Origin of the sequence: Endozoicomonas sp. ONNA2 (genome assembly GCF_024606365.1) — a bacterium.
Lineage (GTDB): Bacteria > Pseudomonadota > Gammaproteobacteria > Pseudomonadales > Endozoicomonadaceae > Endozoicomonas.
Genome location: NZ_JAHHPO010000426.1, coordinates 1 through 1,296, shown reverse-complemented (window position 1 = coordinate 1,296; position 1,296 = coordinate 1). Strand labels below are relative to the sequence as shown.

Annotated in this window: 2 protein-coding genes; both read left to right on the top strand. The window is 52.9% G+C overall.

Annotation, left to right across the window (positions count from 1 at the left end; genetic code table 11):
• Positions 1–186: hypothetical protein (locus KDK14_RS07675; protein WP_257264491.1), on the top strand; the 186-nt coding region annotated here is incomplete at its 5' end.
• 215 nt (positions 187–401) lie between these two features.
• The gene (locus KDK14_RS07670; RefSeq protein WP_257264490.1) at positions 402–1,187 is read left to right on the top strand and encodes a hypothetical protein; all 786 of its coding nucleotides are present in this window, start codon (positions 402–404) and stop codon (positions 1,185–1,187) included.
• Positions 1,188–1,296 lie beyond the last annotated feature (109 nt).

Sequence of the window (1,296 nt, the reverse complement as noted above, 5' to 3'; positions counted from 1 at the left end):
CTTTTTACGCTCAATGAAAAGCGCAAAATGATCGCCAAGATCGAAAAGCGCCATGATGCCCGCATCATCGTCATTCCCAATGCCAATCTGGAAACCCCCCATTACGATGTCCAGCGCCTGCGTGACGGCAATCTTCATGATCGTGAGAGCAGCTACTGCTACCTGAGAGCGCCAAAGAGTCGGTAAACGCACCTGCTATTCATGAAGCTGCCGCGGAAAGCATCCCACAGGAACAGCGTACTGACCAGAAAGAAGCATTTGTCAGCATTGACAAACCCGGGCCTGAAAGCATCAGACCTGCCTCAGAAGCTCCCGCTGCTCCGACAACGCCAACGGACAAAACCGGCACAGCTTCTGTCGAAGAACAAGCCGCTGCCAACACGACTGAAGAACCTGAAGAAGTGAGACCCCGTCGTTCCAGAAGAGTGAAGAATGACCCTCGCCGCCTCAGGGAAGCGCAGCAGTCTGCTCCTCAGGCCAATGAACCTGAAATTTCTGCAGACAGTGACTCACCGGTCAATCAGGTGCCTTCTGCTGAAAAAGAGCTTGCCGGTGAACTGCAGGCTTTAACGGCCAGTGATTCAAAAGTGCAACCGGAAAAAGCTGAAAAAGCCTCTGTAGAGACCACCACTGAAAAGACCCATGTTGGCCTGGTCCGTGATGCTGAAGAAGTCACAGCCGTTGAGGACAAGTCACCCCCTCACCCGCAGATGACTGAAATGGCGAAAGCCGTTGCTGCTTACCATAATCTCGACAAGCCCGCCTTTGCAGCGATGCCATCCGCTTTCGAGAAACCAGCCGCATCGGAAACCAGGACAGAAGCTGCCGAGTCCGGGGCAAGCATAACTGCCAATGAAGCTGAACAGATGCTGAAGCAGGCATTGAATCAGTCTGATGAAGACGCTTCTCAGGAAAACAAGCAGGAAAACAAACAGGAAACTCCACAACCCTTAGCTTCCAGGAGCGAGCCTGCACAAGCCGCCGGGCAGGATCAGACAGCAGCGGTCAAAGTCAGCGAAGCAGAAGTGGCTGCTGCCGATGCAGCCGCGCAAAGACCGCCTCGTCGTCGCAGCCGCGCCCATAATGACCCCAGGGCAAAACGCCAGACTCAGCAGATCGAATTGCCTGCTGAGCCAGAAGGTGAAGCTCTGAAAGAACCACAGCGCACTGAAGAAAGCAACCTGTAATACGGGCTGATACAGATCTGAACGGGGTGGTTTCCACCCCGTTTTTTTTGCTTTAAAAAAACCAGGAGCCTGTTGGAACTTTTATCGATTTAATTAATCAAATATGAGG